Below are 19,673 nucleotides of genomic sequence, written 5' to 3' on the forward strand. Positions count from 1 at the left end.
ACCATAATACCACAGGGGGATAAAAATGGGCAACTCAAAATTCACCGTTATCGGAGGGGATATTAGGAGCATTAAACTTGCTAATTTAATTGCACAAGAAGGTTACAAGGTTAACATATATGGTTTTAATAATGCAAGCTTTAATACAGGACTATCCGAAAGCCCGGACATGAATACAGCTATAGGGGAATCAGACTTTGTAATAGGACCTCTTCCTTTTTCGAATGACAACGAAACTATTAATGCACCTTTTCATCAGGGAAAAATATACATAAACGAAGTCTTTCAGACAATGAAAAAAAACCAGGTATTTATTGCAGGAAAAATAAGCGAAAAAGTGCAGCATCTTGCTGAAATCTATAATGTTAATACCATTGACATTATTGAAAGGGAGGATATGGCTGTTCTAAATGCTATACCGACTGCAGAAGGAGCAATACAAATTGCTATGGAGGAAATGCCTATAACCCTTCATGACAGCATGTGTGTAATACTTGGATTTGGAAGAATTGGTAAAATACTTGCAAAAATGCTTGCTGGACTTGGTGCAAATGTATATGTTGAGGCAAGAAAATACTCGGATATAGCCTGGATTAAAAGCTATGGCTATAAACCTGTGTTATTGAAGGATTTAGATAATGCTATTCCTCAGGCGGATGCAATTTTCAACACTATTCCAAGCATTGTTCTTGATGAAAATAAGTTAAAGCTTGTAAATAAAGACTGTTTAATCATAGATTTAGCCTCTAAGCCTGGGGGAGTGGACTTTGATAAGGCAAAGGAAAGCGGTGTGAAAGCTATTTGGGCTTTATCTCTTCCTGGTAAGGTTGCCCCCATTACTGCTGCTAAGTTTATAAAAGAGACTATTTTCAATATCATAGGCGAGTTGGGGGTATAGGATATGTTGCTTCAAGGAATAAAAATTGGCCTTGCAATGACGGGGTCTTTTTGTACTATTGGAAAAATTGTTCCTGAAATAGAAAAAATGGTTGCAGAAGGAGCAGAAGTTTTTCCTATATTATCAAGTATTGTAGATCAGACTGACACAAGATTCGGTACGGCAAAGGACCTGAAAGACAAGTTAAAGGCTGCTACGGGTAAGGATTCCATTACTACAATTAAGGAGGCTGAACCGATAGGACCAAAAGGCTATTTGGATGTTTTGGTTATTGCTCCGTGTACAGGGAATACACATTAAGTGCAAAAAATTAAATGCCATAAATAATTTAATCTTTAAAATTTAATTAAAAAGATTGACAATTTTATATGAAGAGTAATATAATGATATTAACAAAGTGATAATAACATTAAATAAATATTTAAAAGGTGATATTAATGGGTAAAGATAAGGTGCGTAATAAAGAGGGACTTACAGAAGAACAGTTTTTAGACAGTTACGATGCAGGTAAATATGAAAGACCTTCGGTTACAGTTGATATGCTGGTTTTTACAGTTACTGATGAGGAAAAGGAAAACTACAGGAAGCTTCCGGAAAAGGTTTTAAGACTTCTGATGATAAAAAGAGGTGACCATCCTTCAATTGGTCAATGGGCACTTCCGGGTGGCTTTATAAAAATGGATGAGAGCCTTCATGAAGGAGCATTAAGAGAGCTTAAAGAGGAAACCAATATTGACAATATATATATGGAGCAGCTTTATACCTGGGGGGATGTAGGAAGAGATCCGCGTACAAGAGTTATAAGCGTTGCATATATTTCGCTGCTAGATAGTAAAACCCTACAAATAAAGGCCAGCGATGATGCTGATGATGCCAAGTGGTTTACCGTGTCGAGCAAAGTTTATCAGGAGCAAAGGACCGTCACAGAAAATGGATATGTAGTCGAAAAGTTGAACAGGCTGAGTTTGACCAGCGATGAGGAAACCTTATCTGCAGTGGTAAAGACGATTATAACTGTTGAGGGAAAAATAATAAAAGTTGATAGTGAAGTAGTTGAATCCCAAGGTATAGCCTTTGATCACCCCAAAATAATTCAGTATGCTATTGAAAGGCTTAGGAACAAAATTGAGTACACCAACATTGCATTTAACCTAATGCCTGAAAAATTTACACTGACTGAGCTGCAGCAAGTTTATGAAGTTATTTTGGATACAGAACTTCTTAAGGCCAATTTCAGAAGAAAAATATCGGATATGGTGATCGAAACTGATGAATATACAAAGGATGCGGGTCACAGGCCTTCAAAACTTTTTAGGTATAATACCGAGTGGATGGGAAACATTTAATATTTGTTTATTGTTATCAAATGGATGAAGGGAGAGGAATGTAATGAACAAAATAAATAAAAACGACTTTTTGAAAAAAAGTGCTGAAACTCTTGGTGAAATATATGATATGCTGATAAAACTTCCTAGTGTGAGAATTAATGACTTACACAAAGATAATACCGTTCTTGTAATTGTGGATATGATCAACGGTTTTGTTAGGGAGGGTGCACTGCAAAGTCCAAGGGTAGAAGGTGTGATTCCTGAGATAGAAAAACTGTCGAGAATGTGTGATGATTTGGGAATTAAAAAGATTGCGTTTGCTGATTGCCACACTGATGCTTCGCCTGAGTTTGATGCATACCCTGCTCACTGCATGGAAGGTACAAGTGAATGGGAAATTGTCGATGAACTAAAAAGTGTAGGCGGTTACAAGCTTATTCCCAAGAATTCTACAAATGGGTTTATTGAAGAGGAATTCCAAAGTTGGCTGAATGAAAATCAAAATATTGATACATTCATAGTTACCGGAGATTGTACCGACATTTGTGTACAACAGTTTGCCACAACATTAAAAACATGGTTCAACAGGCAAAACATGAAGACAAGAGTTATCGTCCCAATCAACGCAGTTGAAACTTACGATTTGGGTATGCATAACGGCGATTTGATGCAGGCAGTAGCACTTTACAACATGGCAACAAACGGGGTGGAAATTGTAGGAGGTGTAGAATAAATGAATAAAATGAATTTGACCATGCTGACTGATTTCTATGAGCTTACAATGGCAAACGGTTATTTTGAAAACGGATTAAAGGATAAAATCGCTTACTTTGATATGTTTTTCCGCAAGATCCCAGATAACGGCGGTTTTGCCATTATGGCAGGTGTTCAGCAGCTGATAGAATATATAAAAAATCTCAGGTTTGAAGAAAAGGATATAGATTACTTAAGGAGCAAGAAGCTCTTTAACGAACAGTTCCTTCAGTATCTAAAAAACTTTAAATTCAGCTGTGATGTATGGGCCATACCTGAAGGAACTCCCATATTTCCCAATGAGCCCATTATAACAGTAAGAGGCCCTGTAATAGAGGCACAATTCATCGAGACAATGGTGCTTCTTACAATAAACCACCAAAGCCTCATAGCAACAAAGGCCAATAGAATTGTTAGGGCTGCGGGCGGCAGGGATGTAATGGAGTTTGGTGCAAGAAGGGCTCAGGGTTATGACGGTGCAATCTATGGGGCAAGGGCTGCGTATATCGGCGGATGTGTAGGAACTGCATGCACCATAGGAGAAAGTGAGTTTGACATACCTGTAATAGGAACAATGGCTCACAGTTGGATTCAGATGTTCCCAAGTGAACTGGAAGCTTTTAGGGCATATGCAAGGACATATCCTGGCAGCTGTACATTCCTTGTTGACACATACAACGTGTTAAAGTCAGGTATACCAAATGCAATAAAGGTATTTAATGAAGAGGTTGTTCCAAAGGGCTTTAGGCCTAAAGGCGTCAGAATAGACTCGGGAGATATCACATACTTATCAAAGGAAGCTAGGAAGATGCTTGATGCAGCGGGATTCCAAGATTGCAGGATTGTGGCCTCCAATTCACTTGACGAGTACATTATAAGAGATATTTTGTTGCAAGGGGCACAGGTGGACCTTTTTGGAGTGGGCGAAAGGCTTATAACGTCAAAGTCGGAGCCGGTTTTTGGTGGAGTATATAAGCTTGTAGCCGTAGATGATAACGGTAAAATCCAGCCAAAGATAAAGCTTAGTGAAAATGTAGGCAAAATCACCAATCCAGGGTTTAAACATACATGGAGGCTGTTTGACAAAGATACTGGAAAGGCTATTGCCGATGTATTAACCGGCGTAGATGAAACAATAGATGAGAATATGCCCTACGAATTGTTTGACCCTGAATACACATGGAAAAGGAAAATAGTTACCAGTTTTAGAGCTGAAAAGCTTCTGGTGAAGATATTTGATAAAGGGGTATGTGTGTATGAAAGCCCCAAATTAAAAGATATAAAGGAATATTGTAAAGAACAGGTGGATACCCTTTGGGATGAGGTGAAAAGGTTTGAGAACCCTCACAAGTACTATGTGGACTTGTCAAAGCCTTTATGGGAAATGAAGCAAAGACTTCTCGAAGAGTATTCGGTTTGATTAGAGAGAAGGTATAAAAATGAATTATGTTGGGTTAAGTAAGGAAATTTCGTACGCTTTAAGGCATGCACCTTGGGAGTATGAACTGGAAATGGATGAAAACGGAGCAGTAGATGTACAGCAGCTTATTGCATCATTAAGAGAAGATAGGAAATGGAAGCATGTTACCCTTGAAGACATAGCAAAGTCTATGGAAGTGTCGGATAAAAAACGATTTGAGATAAGGGATGGAAAGATTAGGGCTCTTTATGGGCATTCAATACCCCAAAAAATAATAAAGGAACCTGAGGAACCACCGGAAATACTGTATCATGGAACAGCAAGGCGATTTCTTGATTCCATAATGAAAGAAGGGCTGTCACCCAGAGGCAGGCAGTACGTTCATCTTTCATCCGATACAGACACTGCATCACTGGTGGGTAAGAGAAGGGATATGGCTCCCGTGCTTCTAAAAATACATGCAAAAGAGGCCTGGCTTCAGGGTGTTAAGTTTTACCACGGAAATGAAACTATTTGGCTTGCTGACATTATTGATAAAAAATATATTGAAGTGTGATTTTGTATTAAAGATGGCGAGATAGGTAAACAATAATATATATTAAGACAGAAAAGGATTGTTTATGGACAAATATTTTGTTGACCTGCACGTTCATATAGGCCGTTCATCAAGCGGAAAAGAGATAAAGAAAGCAACAGCTAATAATTTAACCTTTGAAAACATTGCACATGACTCCTTAAGAAAAGGGATCAACATAATAGGTGTTGTTGATTGTATTTCTCCTTATGTACTTGAGGATATTGATGAAATGATTGATAGGAAAGAGCTGTATGAGCAGCCTGAGGGAGGCTTTAAGTACAGGGAAAAGCAGTGTATAATACCCGGTGCCGAGATAGAGACTCATGAAAGGCACGGGTGCAGTGCACATTCTCTTTGTTTCTTTTCTACACTGAAGCAAATAAAGGCCTTTTCAGCGGAAATGAGTAAGCACATGAAAAACATAAGACACTCAAGCCTGATGAGCAGGCTTACCGGACAGGAACTTTTCGATATCGTGGATGATATGGGAGGGTTCCTGATTCCTGCTCATGCCTTTACGCCCCATAAGAGCTTTTATGGCAATTGCTGCAGCTCGCTTCACGAGATATTCGACGACAAATCTTTTGCAAAAATATTTACGGTTGAATTGGGTTTAAGTGCAGACACAGCTATGGCAAGTCACTTGAGTGAGCTTGATGGAAAAACATTTATAAGCAATTCTGATGCTCATTCTCTACCTAAGATGGGTAGGGAATACAACATCTTTGAGATGATGGATGCCAACTTTAATGAGGTGTTAATGGCATTAAGAAACCAGGATGGAAGAAGAATTGCCGCTAATTACGGTTTAAATCCACTGCTTGGAAAATATCACCGTACATTCTGTGATGTTTGTGAAAAGGTGGTAGAGGGTACTCCGCCTGTTTTAAAGTGTCCTGTATCTGATAGGCATGCTGTAGTGGTAGGTGTCCGGGACAGGCTTGAGCTTATCCGAGATAGAGATTTGCCTCAAATGGATAGCAGACCGCCATATATATACCAGGTGCCATTGGAGTTTTTACCAAAGGTAGGGCCTAAAACCATTGACAGATTGGTTGACAGGTTTGGGAGCGAAATGAAGGTATTGCATGATGTAAGCTTTGAAGAGCTTTCGGAGGTTGTGAAAGATGACATTGCACGAAACATTGTGCTGGCGAGGGAAGGTAAAATAGGGATAGAGGTCGGAGGCGGTGGTGTATATGGCAAAATTGAGATATAAATATGGGTAAATATGGTGATATGCGTTGACAATGGTTGGAATCAGCAATATAATATTATTGTATGGAATAAAGATTGATTGAATCTATAAAAATAAACACGAAAGGAGTTGTTTTAATGTCTGTAAAAAATGCCGAGGTGGTTTTTAACTAATTGAATACCGGCAGAGGTTGACACGAATGCCTGTCTAGGATTAGGCTTTTTGGTGTTACCTGTGCAGCTTCTTTCGAGCAACCTGAATCGTGTAACAAAAATAAGCAGCACGCAATTGGTAGCGTGTTTTTTTTATGTCTAAGAATTATGGTGCATACTGCACCACATTTCTCACGACAACAACCAAGGTTGCAAAATCACTTCGTGATTTTGTTAATGCTTTTTAATTGTTACAAAATATTGGCAAAATACCGCAGGTGGTCGACATCTGCGGTATTTTTATATCTATGGAAGAGCTAAAACTATAAAAAATGGAGTGATGAAGTATGAAAAAAATGAAGAACACTTTTGATTATATGAAGGAAATACGCGGGAGTTGGGTGATAAATCCCAGAACCAGAATACAGGATAACAATATGAAAAACAAAAAGAAACGCAGGCAGGATGAAAAGAGAATGATAAAGGATGGATTGGATTAATGAGTATAATAGATTATGGATGGGACGAATATTTTTATACTGAATATAATGAAAAACTGGAACAAGGCATGTTTCCGGCCAGGATAATTGCAGATTACGGTCAAACTCTTCGGGCAGCCACCGATTCAGGCGAAATACTGATCCAAAGGCCGCTAAATAAAAATGGTGACGGCATGCAGATTGCTGTTGGAGACTGGCTGCTGGTACAATATGACAATAATGCTAAAGCGAATCTCATATGTACTGTACTAAAAAGAAAAACCAAGTTTTCCAGGGCTGCAGCAGGGATAGAGGTCAGAGAACAGATTGTGGCATCAAATGTTGATATTGTATTTCTTATACAATCGTTAAACAGGGATTTTAATATGAAAAGGCTTGAGAGGTATATGATAGCAGCCTGGGATAGCGGGGCCATACCTGTTGTTGTGCTTACAAAAGCAGACTTATGTGATGATGTGGAAAGCAAAAAAGCAATTGTATATGAAACTACCCCGGGAGTAGAGGTTCATGCAATCAGCTGTGTAACGGGAGAGGGAATTGAGGAAATCAGAAAATACTTTACTAAGGGAAAAACAATAGCACTGCTGGGATCTTCAGGTGTAGGCAAATCTACTTTTGTTAACCTTCTGGCTGGTGAAGAACTGCTTAAAACTCAGGGAATAAGGGAGGATGACAGCAAGGGAAGGCATACAACAACACATAGGGAGCTGCTTTTATTGCCGGACGGCGGGGTTGTAATGGATACACCAGGGATGAGATCACTGCTTCCATGGGAAGCAGATGAAGGTATGGAAATTATGTTCGGGGATGTTGAAGAAATAGCAGGGTCTTGCCGTTTTCATGACTGCAGCCATGGAAATGAGCCGGGATGTGCTGTGAGGGAAGCTTTGGAATCGGGTAGACTTGAAGAGAGAAGGTGGAAATCATGGCTCAAGCTCCAAAAGGAAATGGCTCACCTTGAGGCCAAGAAGGAAGGTAAGTTAAGGTTTAAGGAGAAACAAGCAGGAAGGCATTTTGCAAAGTTTCAGAAGGAACTCAGGAAGCATTAAAGTTAAACTAAAACTCTATTTTGCAAATATGGTGTCTATATGATGTAAGAGGCACCATATTTGCAAAACAGTTTGTTTATCTATAAGAAACTATGATATAATGATCACAATGTTAATTAAAATGTTTAGGCATTTTGATTTGATCAAAAAATGAGTTTTATGATACCTATAATGTGGTAAGAATATCTTGAAAACATTCCAAATTATAATTAAGATTTTCAATGAAGAAACCTTTTATTAAGGCTTTTTTTAATGTTTAGAGAGATTGCAAAATCACATATAAATTTTGTTTTTAACTTGTAATCATGTAATTATTAGCATTGTTGCGTTACTATATAATATTAGATGGGGTGGCATGGAAATGAAAGTAAACATTACTGAAACGGTGTTAAGGGATGCGAATCAATCTCTTATAGCTACAAGGATGCCATATAGTGATTTTGAAGGTATTCTTGAAAAAATGGATGAGGTTGGTTATTATTCTATTGAATGTTGGGGAGGAGCCACTTTTGACTCCTGCTTGAGGTACCTCGCTGAAGATCCCTGGGAGAGGCTTAGGAAGCTGAAATCCAAGCTAAAAAAAACAAAGCTTCAGATGCTTCTAAGGGGACAGAACATATTGGGATATAAGCACTATCCGGATGATGTAGTAAGAAAGTTTGTGTCCTGTTCAATAAAAAACGGGATGGACATACTGAGAATTTTTGATGCTCTAAACGATTTTAGAAATATTGAAGTAGCAGTCGATGAGACTCTAAAATGCGGTGGGCATGCACAAGGAACCATCTCCTACACAACAAGCCCTATTCATAACCTTGAAAACTATGTACAGCTTGGCAAACAGTTGGAAGGTATGGGTGTGAATTCCATATGTGTCAAGGATATGGCAGGAATAATGGGTCCTCAGGAAGCTTATGACCTTATAAAGGCACTTAAAAGCAAGGTTAAAAAGCCTGTTTTTCTCCATACACATTCTACCACAGGCCTTGCACCTATCACTTATATCAAGGCTATTGAAGCCGGATGTGACGGTATTGATACTGCTATTTCAACTTTTTCAGGCGGAACTTCCCAGCCGGCTACCGAAACACTCAATTATGCATTGAATCAAATAGGATATCAGACGGGCTTAAAAAGTGATATGTTAAAGACAATCAATGACTTCTTCAGGCCGGTCAAGGATAAATTTATTGCATCAGGGGTACTGGACACATATGTTCTTGGTACAGAAACAGATGCTTTGGTTTACCAGATACCTGGAGGAATGCTGTCAAACCTTATAGCACAGTTGAAACAGCAAAATGCACTGGATAGACTGGATGAGGTTTTGCAGGAAACTCCGAGGGTGAGGAAGGATCTAGGTTATCCGCCCCTTGTCACACCTATGAGTCAGATGGTAGGCGTACAGGCCGCTACAAATGTACTTCTAGGTGAGAGGTACAAGGCAATTTCCAAGGAAGTCAAGTCATATGTAAGGGGTGAATACGGCAAAGCACCCGGGGAGGTAGATCCGGAACTTGTCAAAAAGGTTTTGGGTGATGAAAAGCCAATTACTAAAAGGTTCGCAGACACATTGGCTCCTGAATTCGATAAAATCAAAAAAGAGCTTAGAGGTATGTGTAAAACAGATGAAGACGTGCTTTCATATATAATTTTCCCTCAGATAGCTGAAAAATTCTTTAAAGAAAAAGAAGAGAAAACAGCAACCAGGGTTTCTTATTCTATTCAAAAGGTGTAAAGGGTGGGTGCAAATGACTTTAACAGACAGCTTATTGGTTTCGTTATTTGGGATAGGTGTGGTATTTGCAGTCTTAATATTCTTAAGCTTTTTTATTAAGCTTCAGTCTGCTGCTGTAAATTTTATTGCAAACAAAAATACTGCAGCTATTAAAGAAGAAATAAAAGCACAGGAAGTTATGGGTGAGCAGGCTGACAACGATACAGGCTGGACTTCAGGAGAATTAAAGCTTATGGGTGTTGATGAAAAAACTGCGGCTATGATCATGGCTATTGTCAGTGATGAATCGAAGATACCTTTATCGGAGCTTCAGTTTAAATCTATTCGTGCATTGGATTAATGAATTAATATAACAGGAGAGTTGAATAAAATGAAATATATAGTTACCATAAACGGAAAGAATTATGAGGTTGAGGTTGAAAGAGGTCATGCTACCATTGTCAAAACTACTGAAACGGCAGAAAAAGTATATGTATCACAGCCCGCAACAGTGCCTGCACAGCCTGTGACTCCTACACAAGCAACTTCAGCTACAAATCAGGTGACCTCAGGGGATGGGGAGCCTGTTAAATCTCCAATGCCGGGCATGATCCTTGATGTGAGAGTATCAGCAGGTGCAGCTGTTAAAAAGGGAGATATTTTGTTTATACTTGAAGCTATGAAAATGGAAAATGAGATTACTGCACCGGAGAATGGGTTAATCACAGCTGTTTCAATTGCTAAAGGCACTTCTGTTTCCACAGGTGATGTTCTTGCATTTTTGAAAACGTAAAGGAGGGGGAAAAAAGTGTCTTTTTCATTTATTGATACATTGGTTAAGATATGGAACGATTCAGGTTTCTCAGCCTTTACATGGCAGCAGGGCATTATGGTAGCGGTTGCTTGTGTATTGGTATACCTGGCTATAGGGAAAAAGTTTGAACCCTTGCTGCTGCTGCCCATAGCATTTGGGGTTTTATTGGCTAATTTGCCCCTTGCAGGGCTTATGAGTCCTGAAAGTGACGGTCAGCCTGGCGGTTTATTGTATTATTTGTATATGGGCGTAAAAAAGGGGATTTATCCTTCGCTTATTTTTCTTGGAGTTGGTGCGATGACTGACTTTGGCCCGCTGATTGCCAGACCTTCCAGTTTGCTTTTGGGAGCTGCGGCACAGCTAGGTATTTATATTGCATTTGTTATAGCCATATTGCTGGGATTTTCGCCCCAAGAAGCAGCATCAATAGGTATTATAGGAGGTGCTGACGGTCCAACAGCAATATTCCTTACGACAAAGCTTGCACCTGAGCTTTTGCCGGCGATTGCAATTGCAGCCTATTCATACATGGCATTGATCCCTATGATCCAACCTCCGCTTATGAGGCTACTTACAACTAAAAAGGAAAGAGAAATCAAGATGGAGCAGCTTAGGGAAGTGTCCAAATTGGAGAGAGTAATATTCCCAATTGCGGTAACCATATTGGTTGTAATGCTGCTTCCGGCAGTTGCACCCCTTGTAGGTATGCTTATGCTGGGTAATCTCTTCAGAGAATCGGGTGTTGTTGAAAGGCTTTCAAATACAGCTCAAAATGCACTAATAAATATTGTTACAATATTCCTAGGAACAACCGTAGGAGCTACTGCAGTTGCTGAAAACTTTTTAAAGCCGGAGACGCTAAAAATTATAGCTCTAGGGCTCATGGCCTTTATGTTCAGCACAGTCGGCGGATTGCTGCTGGGTAAACTCATGTCCTTTATAACAGGCGGAAAGATAAATCCGCTTATAGGTTCTGCCGGTGTATCTGCTGTACCTATGGCAGCCAGAGTGTCCCAGGTTGAAGGGCAAAAAGCAAACCCCGCCAACTTTCTATTGATGCATGCAATGGGGCCGAATGTTGCAGGTGTTATAGGATCAGCAGTTGCAGCGGGATTCCTTCTTGCCATGTTTGGCTAATATTAGGTATAAAATTGAATTAAAAAACAAAATAATTTGCAATTTTGCATTTAAGTAAAATAAAAGATAATCAATATGGGTTATCTTTTATTTTATGGTAAAATATTATAAGTGGTGGGAAATTAGTGTGGTGATATTGGAGGGATTATGGAGATAAGGGTTATTGATAGAGCTGATTTACCTATGGTTATCAGCTTGGTCTGGAGTGTTTTCAGTGAATTTGTGGCACCCGGCTATGAAGAAGAAGGCATTGAAACCTTTAAAAAATTTATTAAGCCGGAAGAATTGGAAAAGTTTATTGGAAGCGGACGGTTCTTTATATTGGGAGGTTTTGTGAAAGGAAAGCTGGCGGGTATTTTGGCCATGAGGGATAATAATCATGTCAGCATGTTTTTTGTAGAAAAGGAATTCCACTCTAAAGGGATTGGGAGAAAGCTGCTTCATGAGGCATTACGGATATGCATAGCAAAAGATCCGGAACTCAATGAGGTAACGGTAAACTCTTCACCATATGCTGTTGATATATACCATAAGCTTGGTTTTGAGAATGAGGGAGAGGAAACTGTTAACAACGGCATAAATTATATACCTATGAGAATGAAAATACAAAAGAAAGGTAAGATTAATAATTTCAGTGAAGAAGTAAGATATGCTACTAAAGATGAACTTCAAGACCTGCTTATACTATACAAGCATTTGAATAAAGATGATACTGAGCTTGATGTGGATGGGCCACTGACTAAATTGTGGGAGGAGATTTTAGCTGATCCAAGTCAGAATTATCTTGTATTGGATGCAGGAGGGGTACTTGCTGCTGCCTGTGTGCTTGTTGTCATAAAAAATCTTACAAGAGGAGCCAGGCCTTATGGCCTTATTGAAAATGTTGTTACACATGAAGGCTATCGCAGAAAAGGGTATGGAACAAAACTAATTAAAAAGGCAATAGATATAGCAAGGGAAAAAGGGTGTTATAAGGTTATGCTTATGTCAGGACGAGATGAGGAAACTCTTAAGTTTTATGACCAACTGGGCTTTGAAAGAGGGAAAAAAATCGGTTTTATAATAAAGTTTGAGTAAGTCTTGATCCTTAGAATTTTTTGAATGCAAAGAATACTGCACCTAAAATGCAGATGAAGGATAAAACATAATTAAGTTTAAAGCTTTCTTTTAAAAAGAATACCGAGAAAAAACCAAAGACTACTAAGGTTATTGCTTCCTGGACAATTTTAAGCTGTGCAGTATCAAAATTTTTTGATGCAATCCTGTTGGCAGGGATCATAAAGCAGTACTCAAAAAAGGCTATACCCCAACTTAAGAGAATTATATAAAAAAGCGGCATTGAATTATTTTTATATTTAAGATTGCCATACCAGGCAAAGGTCATAAAAACATTTGAGGCAACTAAAAGTAGAAAAGGCCAGTATTTACTTACGAGTGACATTACACGAACTCCTTGGTTTATTATAAGCTTTACATTATGTATACAAAATACCCACAATCAAGATGATATCACAAACCTTATTATGATTCAATCCATATAATAATGGATATTTGTTGCAGCAGAATTGAAAGTGATGATAAAATCTAGATTGTAAGACGGTTTTTGTGGAGGGTGAACCTGGTTTCTATCCTAACAACCCTCAAAAGCTTCTTGTATGCAAACGCTTGGTGAAATTGAACACAAGCTGTGACATCGTATCACGGGTTAAAAACAAAAAATGGGGCAAATATGATTAAAGAGTTTAAACTTTGGGCTACTATATTGATAAAACCTAAATATCCGATGAGTATAATAGAAAATGGTAGATTTGAGTGTACCAATTGTGTTAATAGGTAAATTTTAGGGCGGCAGAGGAAGCTATTATAATATTTTTAAGGCATTTATATGGTCAAATGTGCCATACGTAATAACTTTTCTACTATGGATTCCACAGTATGTTGTATTCGGCGAGAAAATGTTTTCCCCAAATCTAACAATTATAAATCAAGATGTCATAGCAAAAAACATATATAATTTATTTTCTTTAGTTATAGTGGTCTCACAATTATGGTCAGTATTTATATTTGTTTATTGCCTGGCTCAAGTTCAAAAGTTTACAATTTTCAGGGCAGTTTTGAATGCAACATCATTAATGATTTTTTTGCGATACCAGTAGGAATTGTTTTGATGTTACCATTATATATAAAAAATTTATGAGTTCTGATTTTGAAGGCAGGGCTTTGGAGATTTTATTATGTATGTATAGAGGAGTTTCATGATGTGCTTTTTTGTGATTGCATTATTATTTATTGTTGCGTTGGCCGTTATTCTGTTTATTAAAGGACATTTAGTTACAAAAAAGAAATAAGTCATACATAGATTGCTTTTTTATGTTGATTGGACAAAGGGATCAAATATTGATTTAGAATTTAAGCATTAGGTACTAAAATAATAGCTGATCATTCACTATAATTATAGTAATCAATAGTTTATAGGGGAATTTTAAGTACCCTGTCCATGGGGTACGTCTTGTTGGGCTTTAACCCCTGCGTAACAAGCAGGAGCCTGTCCGGTTTGGAGCTGGGGAAAAGCTGAGGGTCGCTTCAAAGGCTTACCTAGGCTATGGCGAATTGCAAAGGAATGGCTTTGGGGTTTAAAAATCATATATGGCTTAATGTAAAGGAGAAAGAATGGCTTCTGATAATGAATTTAACTTACTTACTGGATATGAAAATGAATTAAATAACTTTATTATAAAAATACATGAACTCTTAATCAAAGAAAGTTTGAATAATGAAGATAAAAAAGTCGAAATATTTAAAATGTACGATTTGGCATTATGGAGATGTCACCCGCATGAAGTTATAAATCAAATAGCAGGGTATATACTAGGACATCAATCCCAGTTTGTATAGGAGGTTTTATCTTGAAGATTAAAAATATTTTATTATTTAAAATTAGTGGGGCTACTCTTCTAGGGATATTCCTAATAATTTGGGGGCCATTAGTACTATGTTTGGACTATAATTATAACTATTTGGATTATATATATGTAGATTATCCAACATATTTTGAGTACTTTAGATCAAGCACAATACTTTTGGCTAGTTTATTATGTACTCCTATGATTTTGGGAACTTTCTTAATTATATCTAAAAAAACAAGTTGGGTAAGGAATATTTTTATAGCACTTTGTATTGCTTTATTAATTGTTTCTTCTTTTATATTGATGGTAAAGCATACTGGTTTTGGACCGGGCTTTGGAGATATGAAATATGCTAAGAAACATTTAGATGAAAGTAACTCGAAAAGAATTTCTATTGCTATTACGATGCTTATTGCTGAATCTGATTGTAAAGATTTAAATGACTTATATGATTCCTTGAATGAAAATCATTTGAATATAAGACAAAGAGAACCAGACTCTGTAAAATTATTAATTGAAGCATTACAGGAGGAGATTTATTATAAAAGTGTATCATTTGGTCCTTATTTAGAAAAAAGTCTAGATGGAAGAAGTGGATATGAGGCATGGAAGCCACGTTCGACTAAAAATGCCGTTGGGTACAGAATTGAAATATTCGGTGATAATGTAAAATGTTTTCCTGTGTTAAATGAATCTGAGGCAGTAATTATAATTAAGTAGCAGGGGCAACTATACAGTAATACAAATAAATTTATGTACCATAGAATAATCCAGACAGCATATAGAATATTCCGGAAAATATACATAACACATAGTCAATGGGATAAATATAATATAGAAAAAGGTAACAAGGAAATCTCCCATTGGATAAAAGTTTATATTTATTAAATGATAGCTATGAGGTAGAAGTGGTGAATGAAAATGAGATGATTTTGGCAGGTGGAAATGTTAATGAGGTCATTCGAATTGGTGAAACTGTAAGAAGGCCTTTAAAAAGTTGGAGCCCTACAATACATAAACTATTAAAACATTTAGAAAAGAACACATTTAAATGGGCCCCCCAATTTTATGGTATTGATGAAAAAAATCGTGAAATACTATCCTTTATTCATGGGGAAGCTGCAGTAGAGTTTCCTCGACTAAAAGCATATATGATGACAGATGAAGTTCTTATTGATATTGCAAATATTTTAAAGAGCTTTCACGATATTTCAGCTTCTTTTGACAGACATATAGATGATGAGTGGATGTTGTCATATCCGGGCACTTTGCCAATAGAGGTTATTTGTCATAATGATTGTGCTCCGTATAACGTAGTGTTTTCAGGTGGTAAGGTTAGTGGAATAATTGACTTTGACACTGCTTGCCCTGGACCACGTATATGGGATATAGCATACACATTATATACATTTGTTCCGCTTGGTAGATTAGTGTATGATCCAGCCTGTGATGTGTTAACAAATTATAAATCCAATAAACATGGAAACAACCGCAAAAAAAGAATTGCTGTATTTTTAAATGCTTATGGAATGAACCGACGAAATGACTTAATTGATCAAATAGTGTTTAGATTGGAAACTTTGTGGAATACATTGATTATAAAGGCAAATGATGGTGATGAGGTATTTAAAAAGATGATAGATGAAGGGCATCTTGTGCATTATCAAGATGAAATTAAATTTATAAAGATGCATGGACATGAATGGGTTTAGAAACAAAGCTGTAAATAATATTGTGTACTAATCCAAATCCAGCGAAGCCCGAGCATCTATGGACAGGCTGAATAGCGAGGCTTAGAAGTTATCACAGATAAAAAACTGGAATTATATAACTTCTGTTATAAATGGAAGTTATTATAAAAAACAAGGTTTTATTGTTTTTATTTTGATAAATATATGGAAAGCAAACGCTGGAAACAACTAGTAGAAGAACGTCCAGGAGCATTATATATTTATGTAAAGGATGGAGTTAGAAAAAATGTTACTAACATTTCATCAGATGCTCAGTTTTTACTGTTTGATATGGATTAATCATAATGATAATTAACGTTTGCTTAGGGCAGATACATCCGTATCCCTGAACAAAGGGTCGGTGTACTTTGAGTAAAAATCCAAAAGCCACCACATCGTATGGCAAGTTTATACAGGAAATACTATGTTTGGAGGTGTGCTGTACCGCTAACCTTTTATTGTAAGAATAGGCTCAAGCTGTGCAACTACTTTTGCAAGTCCATTATCAACATGTGTCTTAATAATAGGGGTTATCTCCTTGTATGCATAGGGTGCTTCAGATTTAAGCTCATCCTCCCATTTCTTCAGTATATCCGGCCTACATTTAATATCCGGCTTATTTGGATCAATTGGTGTTATTACCTTAAACCTATTTATAAACTCCTTAAAGAGAGCGGTGCTTTCCTTTTTAGCCTTGCCACGGGACAGGCTCCTTCCGGCACCATGACTAGAACTAAAAAGGCTATCTCTGTTACCGAGCCCAGCAAGAATAAAGCTGGATGAGCCCATTGAGCCTGGAATGAAAACAGGTTCGCCAAAGTATTCAAAGTTAGTTCCTGTCATCTGACTCATGCCTCTAGATGGACATGCACCTTTCCTGTGAAGAAAACAGGGTTTGCCATCAAATTCTTCCTTCCATACAAGGTTGTGAGGAGAGTCGTAAAGAAGCTTGAAGTCAAACTCATTTAAGATACCGTTTAATGCCTTGTAAACCATCAAGCCCAGAAAGAGCCTGTTTGCAAAGGCGAAGTTGGCAGCATTTGATAGCATAGACCAGAATATGTTAAATTGATCTAAATATTTATCTGAATAGGGAAGGAGGTATCTTTGATTCTTTCAATTGTATCTGATAAGAGCAAAAGGTTTTTAAGCTCTTCCAAAGCATTTTTCTCAAATCTGACCTGCTCGTTCCTAAAGAAACGAACAGGTACTTTTGTATTGGTAAATCCATCAATATAACTATAGCTCATTAAAATTCTCCATTAATATCTTTCTTGATCAATTTAAAACTGCTACCCTCATAGACCCTCACAGGGTTGCCTCTTTCAAGGGTGTTATGCTGCATCCATGCGTCTTTTTTATGGTTTTCATTTCCCTCGTGGTTTTTAGATTTTATAAGAGCAACAAGCCTGGTGAGAGCCAGCTTTTTATTCATGTATTGGGACCTTTCCTCACTGGCAGTAACAGTAAAGCCCGTTGGAAGGTGGAATGCCCTTACGGCTGTTTCCACCTTGTTTACATTTTGATCACCGGGGCCGGAGCTTCTCATAGACTCAAATTTTACGTCCTTTTCTTGGAATTCCAGTTTTTCTGGGGGCTTTAATACCTCAATATTTATAAACCAGTTCTTCCTTTTATGATTAGGTCTGTAAGGGCTTTTGCAAATCCACAGTATTGTGCCGCTTATAATGCTGCTATTATATGCATCAGCTGGGACTACATCAACTGGAACTACCTCAGCTGAACCTTCATCAAGGTGCAATGAAACCAAAACTGATTTGAAGTTTCCTTTTTTGTTTCCAAGTTCTGCATCAAGAACTTGGGTATTAATGCCTTTCTCAGTGCATTCTTTTTGAAAATCTTTAAGGAAAAGGCCTACTGCCAGCTCGCATTCATCAGGGCCTCTTCCAGAACTTATTTGTATCCACATATATCCTCCAATTATGCTTTATAGGTTAGTATAGGTTTAAAGGTTGCTATTACTTCTATTAATTCAAAATCCAGGAGACTTTGAATTACAGTATCTATATTTTTATATGCCTCAGGTGCCTCCTCGAAAAGCAGATTGTTTTCGTTGCAAATTACCTTGCTTTTTAGTGCTGTCCATCTTATGCTTTCTTTGGTATATTTTCCTTGAAGCCTGGACTTGCAAAGGCTGCGTTCCCATTTGCGTCCTGCCCCATGAGCTAATGAATAACCCGAAGCTTCAAAATTATTTTGTGGCATTACCAGATATGAGAGTGAGCCGCGAGAGCCTGGAATTATTACAGCACCATTGTCGGAAGGTGAAGCACCTTTTCTGTGAATAAAGAGTCCTTTATTTTCAAGCTCCTTTATGCTTATGCTGTTGTGGCAGGAGTCAAGTAGCCTTCTACACTCTGTCTCTGCTCCTACAGCCTTTAAAATGCGGTATGCAATCATATCCCTGTTTTTAAGAGCCCAGCTTACGGCATCATTATGCTTTTTTAGGTAGTTGTCAGCCCCATCTGAGCCTATGGTAAGGCCTTTTTGAGCCTGATAAACCCGTATGCTTTCATCTAGCACAGTCTGACCGAATCCTCTTGAACCGCTGTGAATAAGCAGAGTTACTTGGCCTTTGTCAAAACCCAGATCTTTAAATGCTGCCTCGTCGAAAATCTCAACTGTTTCCTGAAACTCTGCAAAGTGATTTCCGCCTCCTATGGTTCCAAGGCTTGTTCCTAGAGGGGAGGATAAAGGCTCAAAATCCAAGCCATTTGGTAGGTCAATTTCCTTCAGGCTGGAAATTGAATCAAGTTTTTTTGCAAGCTTATCGGTTTTAACCTTTCTCTTTTCAAGGGATGTTGTGTAAATGCCCATGCCGCAGCCTACATCATTTCCAACCAAATGGGGATATATCATTCCCTCTGTAATTATTGTGCATCCCACAGGAGTCTTGCCGGGATGAAGGTCGGGTAATCCTACAGTGTGGACAACTCCAGGAAGGGTGCTGAGTTTTTTAAGCTGGTTAATTGCATCTGATTCAAGCCAATTCTTTTGCGATGAAATAATTGTAAAATTGCTCATATATTTTTGTTTCTCCTTCTTTAATGTCTAGGAAATTATGGTGTATCCACACCACAATTTCTAACGACAATGATTAAACATAACAAAATCATTTCATGATTTTGTTATGTTTGAGCTTTAATTAGGTACCCATATATGTATATCCTTGTTAATTGCTGGTAAGATGGTGCATTACAGCAGCTTAAACCAAAAAAGCATATAAAAATACCGCGGCATAGTAAACCTATTTCCACGGTATCAAATATGACAAGCAAATTTGTTTGTGTCTTGCAAATCTCGTTTTTAGACATTAACAAAATCATAAAGTGATTTTGCAACCTTGATGTTGTCATGAGAAATTGTGGTGTGGCATACACCATAATTTCCTAGACATAAAAAAACACGATAACCTATCGTGCAGTTTGCTACCAGGTGACGGTTACTTATATGGGTTGACCACAAAAGCCTAA

Annotated in this window: 21 protein-coding genes and 1 pseudogene; 17 read left to right on the plus strand and 5 right to left on the minus strand. The window is 37.8% G+C overall.

Translation table 11 applies throughout. The annotated features are described in order from the left end of the window. Positions 1-25: 25 nt before the first annotated feature. The 14 genes from dpsA (at position 26) to VIO64_RS13710 (ending at position 12,620) form a co-directional block, all read left to right on the plus strand. Positions 26-898 carry a dipicolinate synthase subunit DpsA gene (gene dpsA, locus VIO64_RS13645; protein WP_331919124.1) on the plus strand — a complete coding sequence of 291 codons (873 nt, stop codon included), beginning with the start codon at positions 26-28 and terminating at the stop codon, positions 896-898. Positions 899-901: 3 nt separating this feature from the next. Continuing rightward, positions 902-1,198, plus strand: coding sequence for a flavoprotein (locus VIO64_RS13650; RefSeq protein WP_331919126.1), 297 nt, complete (start codon positions 902-904; stop codon positions 1,196-1,198). Between the two features lie 137 nt (positions 1,199-1,335). Continuing rightward, a complete protein-coding gene (locus tag VIO64_RS13655) occupies positions 1,336-2,244 on the plus strand; it encodes an NUDIX hydrolase (RefSeq protein WP_331919128.1) in 909 nt (302 codons plus the stop codon). A 43-nt stretch (positions 2,245-2,287) separates the two neighbouring features. After that, a complete protein-coding gene (locus tag VIO64_RS13660) occupies positions 2,288-2,959 on the plus strand; it encodes an isochorismatase family cysteine hydrolase (protein WP_331919130.1) in 672 nt (223 codons plus the stop codon). Then, positions 2,960-4,399, plus strand: a complete 1,440-nt coding sequence (locus VIO64_RS13665) for a nicotinate phosphoribosyltransferase (protein ID WP_331919132.1) — start codon at positions 2,960-2,962, stop codon at positions 4,397-4,399. 19 nt (positions 4,400-4,418) lie between these two features. Next, the gene (locus tag VIO64_RS13670) at positions 4,419-4,955 is read left to right on the plus strand and encodes an RNA 2'-phosphotransferase (RefSeq protein WP_331919134.1); all 537 of its coding nucleotides are present in this window, start codon (positions 4,419-4,421) and stop codon (positions 4,953-4,955) included. Positions 4,956-5,019: 64 nt separating this feature from the next. Further along, positions 5,020-6,195 (plus strand): endonuclease Q family protein, encoded by a 1,176-nt coding sequence (locus VIO64_RS13675; protein WP_331919136.1) that lies wholly within the window; start codon positions 5,020-5,022, stop codon positions 6,193-6,195. Between the two features lie 478 nt (positions 6,196-6,673). Further along, the gene (locus VIO64_RS13680) at positions 6,674-6,826 is read left to right on the plus strand and encodes a hypothetical protein (RefSeq protein WP_331919138.1); all 153 of its coding nucleotides are present in this window, start codon (positions 6,674-6,676) and stop codon (positions 6,824-6,826) included. Then, a complete protein-coding gene (gene rsgA, locus VIO64_RS13685; RefSeq protein ID WP_331919140.1) occupies positions 6,826-7,875 on the plus strand; it encodes a ribosome small subunit-dependent GTPase A in 1,050 nt (349 codons plus the stop codon). The genes VIO64_RS13680 and rsgA overlap by 1 nt, the downstream gene beginning before the upstream one ends. Before the next feature lie 361 nt (positions 7,876-8,236). Beyond that, positions 8,237-9,613 (plus strand): pyruvate carboxylase subunit B, encoded by a 1,377-nt coding sequence (locus VIO64_RS13690; protein ID WP_331919142.1) that lies wholly within the window; start codon positions 8,237-8,239, stop codon positions 9,611-9,613. 13 nt (positions 9,614-9,626) lie between these two features. Continuing rightward, positions 9,627-9,953, plus strand: a complete 327-nt coding sequence (locus VIO64_RS13695; RefSeq protein WP_331919144.1) for an OadG family protein — start codon at positions 9,627-9,629, stop codon at positions 9,951-9,953. Positions 9,954-9,983: 30 nt separating this feature from the next. Next, positions 9,984-10,385, plus strand: a complete 402-nt coding sequence (locus VIO64_RS13700; RefSeq protein WP_331919145.1) for a biotin/lipoyl-containing protein — start codon at positions 9,984-9,986, stop codon at positions 10,383-10,385. Positions 10,386-10,400: 15 nt separating this feature from the next. Next, positions 10,401-11,543 (plus strand): sodium ion-translocating decarboxylase subunit beta, encoded by a 1,143-nt coding sequence (locus VIO64_RS13705; protein ID WP_331919146.1) that lies wholly within the window; start codon positions 10,401-10,403, stop codon positions 11,541-11,543. A gap of 147 nt (positions 11,544-11,690) precedes the next feature. Beyond that, a complete protein-coding gene (locus tag VIO64_RS13710) occupies positions 11,691-12,620 on the plus strand; it encodes a GNAT family N-acetyltransferase (RefSeq protein WP_331919147.1) in 930 nt (309 codons plus the stop codon). 10 nt (positions 12,621-12,630) lie between these two features. Here the strand turns inward: VIO64_RS13710 and VIO64_RS13715 are convergent, their stop codons facing one another. Then, positions 12,631-12,984: a DMT family protein gene (locus VIO64_RS13715; protein ID WP_331919149.1), complete on the minus strand. Its 354-nt coding sequence runs from the start codon at positions 12,982-12,984 to the stop codon at positions 12,631-12,633. A 1,229-nt stretch (positions 12,985-14,213) separates the two neighbouring features. Between VIO64_RS13715 and VIO64_RS13720 the strand changes: the two genes are divergently transcribed. The 3 genes from VIO64_RS13720 (at position 14,214) to VIO64_RS13730 (ending at position 16,161) form a co-directional block, all read left to right on the plus strand. Then, positions 14,214-14,438: a hypothetical protein gene (locus VIO64_RS13720; protein ID WP_331919151.1), complete on the plus strand. Its 225-nt coding sequence runs from the start codon at positions 14,214-14,216 to the stop codon at positions 14,436-14,438. Between the two features lie 11 nt (positions 14,439-14,449). Then, positions 14,450-15,169 (plus strand): hypothetical protein, encoded by a 720-nt coding sequence (locus VIO64_RS13725; RefSeq protein ID WP_331919153.1) that lies wholly within the window; start codon positions 14,450-14,452, stop codon positions 15,167-15,169. Positions 15,170-15,360: 191 nt separating this feature from the next. Continuing rightward, positions 15,361-16,161: a phosphotransferase enzyme family protein gene (locus tag VIO64_RS13730; protein WP_331919155.1), complete on the plus strand. Its 801-nt coding sequence runs from the start codon at positions 15,361-15,363 to the stop codon at positions 16,159-16,161. Between the two features lie 465 nt (positions 16,162-16,626). Here the strand turns inward: VIO64_RS13730 and VIO64_RS13735 are convergent, their stop codons facing one another. The 4 genes and pseudogenes from VIO64_RS13735 to VIO64_RS13750 form a co-directional block, all read right to left on the minus strand. Further along, on the minus strand, positions 16,627-17,241 hold the full coding sequence (locus VIO64_RS13735; protein ID WP_331919263.1) for an RtcB family protein: 615 nt from the start codon (positions 17,239-17,241) through the stop codon (positions 16,627-16,629). 11 nt (positions 17,242-17,252) lie between these two features. Next, a complete protein-coding gene (locus VIO64_RS13740) occupies positions 17,253-17,429 on the minus strand; it encodes a hypothetical protein (RefSeq protein ID WP_331919157.1) in 177 nt (58 codons plus the stop codon). After that, complete coding sequence (gene prfH, locus VIO64_RS13745; RefSeq protein WP_331919159.1) at positions 17,429-18,109, minus strand: peptide chain release factor H; 681 nt, start codon at positions 18,107-18,109, stop codon at positions 17,429-17,431. Before prfH ends, VIO64_RS13740 begins: the two co-directional genes overlap by 1 nt. Before the next feature lie 11 nt (positions 18,110-18,120). After that, positions 18,121-19,227 (minus strand): annotated as a pseudogene (locus VIO64_RS13750) (RNA ligase RtcB family protein); the annotation flags it as partial. Between the last annotated feature and the right edge of the window lie 446 nt (positions 19,228-19,673).

The organism is Pseudobacteroides sp. (assembly GCF_036567765.1).
Classification (GTDB): Bacteria; Bacillota; Clostridia; order Acetivibrionales; family DSM-2933; genus Pseudobacteroides.